The 4,432-nt window shown below is 64.8% G+C and carries 3 protein-coding genes and 1 pseudogene; all 4 read left to right on the forward strand.

The features are described from left to right. Positions 1-1,347, forward strand: a pseudogene (locus BMW74_RS20435) (DUF2235 domain-containing protein); the annotation flags it as partial. An 82-nt stretch (positions 1,348-1,429) separates the two neighbouring features. Further along, positions 1,430-1,882 carry a Tli1a family immunity protein gene (locus BMW74_RS20440; RefSeq protein ID WP_093426004.1) on the forward strand — a complete coding sequence of 151 codons (453 nt, stop codon included), beginning with the start codon at positions 1,430-1,432 and terminating at the stop codon, positions 1,880-1,882. Between the two features lie 34 nt (positions 1,883-1,916). Next, complete coding sequence (locus BMW74_RS20445) at positions 1,917-3,059, forward strand: hypothetical protein (RefSeq protein ID WP_093425804.1); 1,143 nt, start codon at positions 1,917-1,919, stop codon at positions 3,057-3,059. Continuing rightward, on the forward strand, positions 3,043-4,432 hold a 1,390-nt coding region (locus BMW74_RS20450; RefSeq protein WP_305881717.1), incomplete at its 3' end, for an ImcF-related family protein. The genes BMW74_RS20445 and BMW74_RS20450, both read left to right, overlap by 17 nt.

Genomic DNA, 4,432 nt, shown 5'->3' on the forward strand with positions numbered 1-4,432 from the left:
GCCGATGGCACCCAGGCATTGCCCGAGGGCACGCTGGTCAAGCGCTGCCTGCACCTGGTGGCCAGCCATGAGCAGCGCCTGAGTTTTCCGTTGGAATCGATCCGCCGGCAGGGCGGTGAGTATCCGGCCAATAGCCAGGAGGTGATTTATCCGGGGGTGCATACGGACCTGGGTGGGGGGTATAGGCCGGGGAATCAAGGGAAGGCGGTTGGTAGGGATGATCGTTTATTACTTTCACAGATTGCCCTCCATGATCTTTATGCCGATGCCTTTGCCCATGGCGCTCCTTTGAAGGTGCCTAAAGATTCCGTACCAATCGACTTACGCCATGAGTTGTGGCGAGCGATGGAAACTAATGTGGAGAGGTCATTTGCTGTCGCTCCAACCCTGGTCAACCGCTTCAACGCCTGGCGCGAAGTCACCCTCCACCAACCTTCCGTGGAGCAACCCCTGTCCCCCGAGCAGGCTGCCGGCTACAACCCCCTGCCAAGTCCTCACACCCTGGAAGATGCCGTGCGTGAGCAGATCGGCTGGATCACCGGCTGGCGCATCGACCGCTACGCCTTTGCCAGCCTCAAGGGCACCGCGTTCTACCAGCAAGCCAGTGATACCCACGCCGACAAGGCAGTACGCGCGCACGCCGAGTCAGCGCGCGACAACCAACAGGCGCAGGTCAACCAGCGCCGCCGCGAGCACCTGGCCCGCGAGCGTTTCAGCCGCGAATCGAAAACCGTGCTGGAGCCCGGAGTCAAGGACTTCGATGCGGATCTGGATCAAACCCAACTGCGCGAAGCCGCCGAAGAATGCGCCGCCCACTACCGTGGCCCAAGCCGGTTGACCCTGGTGGCATTGCGCGTGGGCCCGCTGCTCGCGCTGAGCACCGGTCATGCGCTGGCCGAGCGCCTGCGCATCAAGGAGGCGGGGCGCAGCCGGGTCAGTCGCTTGTTCCCGGCGCCTTACCTGGAAACCAACCACCCCGACGAACATCGCCGTGGCGAAGTCGCGGAACACCGCAACGCCCACCGCCCCGAGGGCCTGCTGCGCGCCCTGTTCGACGATCAGGTCCACGACTCCCGTGCCTGGTTTTTCTACGACCTCGGGCGTGAGTTGGGGGGGAGTTACTTCTCCGAACGCATGCTGTTCTTCGGCGAGCGCGGCCGCCGGGAGTTGGTGCTGTACCGCGAAGACAACGGCCAGATGATTGCGGTAAACCCCGACCCGCGGCCTGACGCGAACCCGCCAGTCCTCACCGAAGCCGAGCGCATCGCCCGGCTCCAGCAAGCGGTCATGGCGCCGTTCAACGCGTTTTATGCCGCGCGGGAGGAGGGCAAGGATGGACAGAGTTGATCCGGTGCAGTGCCGCCCAACCCCGGGCCCACGCTTGCGGTGGCTGGCCCGGTTCGCAGTCCTGGGCGCCCTGGGCGTGCCGATGCTCGCCCAGGCCGGCAGCCTGGAAGCCATCAACCACACCCACTGGGCGATCAACCGCTTCAGCGTCGATGGCCGCTCGGGCCTCGACATCATCAGCCCATACCAGGGCGGGGGCGGTGGTTGCTGCTACATCGCGCCCCAGCGCTGGCAGCCGGGGATGACGGTGCGGGTTGATTGGGAGACGGGGGTGGCAGACTCCAAAAACTTCCCAGGATATGAAGACCAAGAGAAGTACTTGGCATGGCGAAATAAAATCCGAGCCCAAAAACGCCAACACACCAAGCTCGTCCCCATCCCCGACTACACCGGCCAGAAAGCCTGCGGCCTGACCGTGCACTTCCTGCCCTGTGACGAAGTACAAGTCACCACCTCCTGCCACGCCTATGGCAGCCCCCAGTACCCGATCAATACCGCGCTGCAGTTACCGCAGCCCCAATCATGCCCCCAATGAGGGGGCGTTTTATGCCTGATGGCAGGAGGTCGTCATGAACAAGGCTCCGGAGTTTGGAACCTACCCTGAGGCGCAGAACAAGCCCGTTTATTCGCGTTGGTGGATCAGCGGCGTGGTGCTGCTGGGCGCTGGCAAACTGGCGTGGGACTACGGGACAAGTGGTGATCCAAGCGCGGGGTACATGTTGATTCCCGCTGTAGTCGCGGTATCGCTGTTGTGGTTGCTGATCTTCTTGCTGCGGATGTTCTTCTATCACCTCAGTGTTCACAACAAGCGAACCTTCGACGAGCGGGTGGGGGAGATCAAGCACGCCTGGTGGAACACTCATCGCCAGACCGTGGCACTGCGTGACGCGGTTTTGCTGGGCCCCTCTTGCAGCACGCCCGAACAACGCCAGCAGCTACTCAACCCAGGCCACCCACCTCCTGCGCCGACGGCAACGCCCGAGGGGCCCGCGATCCGCTTGCTCCAGGTGTTTGGCGACGATGTCACGGCGCGCGAGCGGGGGCTGGCGACCTTGCTGGCGTTGCAATGGGATCAGCAGCGCACGCCAGGTCCGGTCCTGCAACCGCTGTGCTGTTATTGGCAAGGTTCGTTGCCGGCTTGGCAGGCCTTTGTCGAGCAGATGGCCGCGTGCTGCCCTGAACTGCAACTGCCGGATACACCCGAGTCGTGGCAAGGCCTCGGCAGCCTGGAGGCGATCATTGATCGGCTACAGGGCGCGCCGTCGAACATCCGTATCCTGTGTGCCGGCTGCCACTCATCACCCGTGCGGCCGGCGACTCACCTGCCCCCAGGGGAGGCCGCCGTGCTGTGGTGGATCGCCCCGCAGGAGGGCGTGCGCCTGTCCCGGGGCGAATGGTTCGCGGCCAGGCACGAGAAGCTGCCCGAGGTGGCTGAGCGTGCGTTGCAACAGGGCGAGCAAACAGCCGCCACGTCCGTTTGCGTGTCGTTCTCCCAGGCCGAGATGCCCGACCTGTCAGGCATCGGCTGGAACACCCAGCAACACCGCCAGGACGCCCACTTCGGCGCGTTGGCGGACCTGGAGGCGATGGTCGCGCTGACCCTGGCGGCCTGGTACGCCGAACAGCAGGGCGAGCCGTGCGCCTGGTTGGCGTCTGACCCCCATTACACCCTGGCCCTTGGAGTGGTGCAGCCCAATGTTTCAGTCTATTGAATTCCCGAAAGCGTCCCCTTGGCCGACGGCGTTGTTGCTGGTCGCGATCATGGCGGTGTGTGTCGTCGCTGGCATGGCCTGGTGGGTGTGGGCGGGATCGCTGCCGGTGAGTCGCGCCGGGTGGCTGGACCTGCTGCTCAAAGGCGTTGTGTGCTGGGCGCTGTTGAGCGTCGTGGCGTTGTTGACCTGGCAGGTGATGCACCGTGGCCTGGGCAAACGGTTGGTCAGCCCCGAGTCATTGGCGCCTGCACCGCGCCCCAAGAAAGCCCGGCACAAAGACCTGGTGGCGTTGCTTGAACACCAACGCGAACACTACGGCCGCTGCTGGCGTCGCCAATTTCGCGTGCTGCTGATCGTCGGCGAACCGGCCGAGATCGAAGCCATCGCCCCCGGCTTGGTCGGTAAACAGTGGCTCATTGGCCCGGATACCGTGCTGCTGTGGGGCGGCAGTGTGCAGGCTGACGCCTTGTTCAGCCAATGGGAAGGTCTGAGCGGCTGGCGGTCGCTGGACGGGGTGGTCTGGGCCCTGAACACCGAGCAAAGTACCGATCACGCGGCGTTGGGTGTCGGCGTGCGTCGGCTGCGGACCCTGGCTCGCGCGCTGCATTGGCAATTGCCGCTGTACCTGTGGCAGGTCTGTGTCAGCCGGTGGCCGCAGGGCACGCGTGAAACCCAGCCGGTGGGGTGCGCGCTGTCTTCGCCGGTCACGCTCGATGAACTGGAAAGCCACCTGACCCAACTGCTGGACCCGTTGCGCCAGCGTGGTTTGGCGCAGGTGCAGCGCAAGCGGGGTGATGACTTTTTGCTGCGCTTGTCCCAGAACCTGAAGGATGAAGGCATCAACCGCTGGCGCCGGGCGCTGACACCGCTGCTCGGTACGCTTGCCCGGGGCGTGCCGTTGCGCGGGTTGTGGTTCAGCCTGGCGTTGCCCAAGCGCACGGACGATGCGGATCAGCATTGGTTGATGGACCCGGTCTGGGACGGTATACGCGGCGACAAGAGCGTCCATCAGCGCCGCCTCGGCTGGCCCGCACCCCGCATCGCCTATGCCACCGTGATGGGCCTCGCATTGCTCTGGGGCACCGGCCTGTTGCTGTCCTTCGCCAGCAACCGCGCGCACATCGTCCAGGTGCAGGACGCCTTGGCTGGTCTGGACCAGGCCGGGCAGGGCGATGAGCAATTGCGCGCGCTGAATGAGCTGATGCGCGAGCTCGGTCGCCTCGATTACCGCGCCAGCCACGGCGTGCCGTGGTACCAGCGCTTTGGCCTGAGCCAAAACGCGCCTCTGCTCGAGACCTTGTGGCCGCGGTATGTCGAGGCCAATCACCGCCTGCTGCGCGACCCGGCGGCGGCGAATTTGCAGCGTCAACTCA

The sequence above is a fragment of the Pseudomonas sp. ok272 genome (assembly GCF_900109995.1).
Taxonomy (GTDB): Bacteria; Pseudomonadota; Gammaproteobacteria; order Pseudomonadales; family Pseudomonadaceae; genus Aquipseudomonas.

Bases quoted from the DNA above. Each gene is read 5' to 3' on its own strand.
- BMW74_RS20440 (WP_093426004.1), top strand. From the start codon at position 1,430: ATGCTCGCCCAGGCCGGCAGCCTGGAAGCCATCAACCACACCCACTGG.
- BMW74_RS20445 (WP_093425804.1), top strand. From the start codon at position 1,917: ATGAACAAGGCTCCGGAGTTTGGAACCTACCCTGAGGCGCAGAACAAG.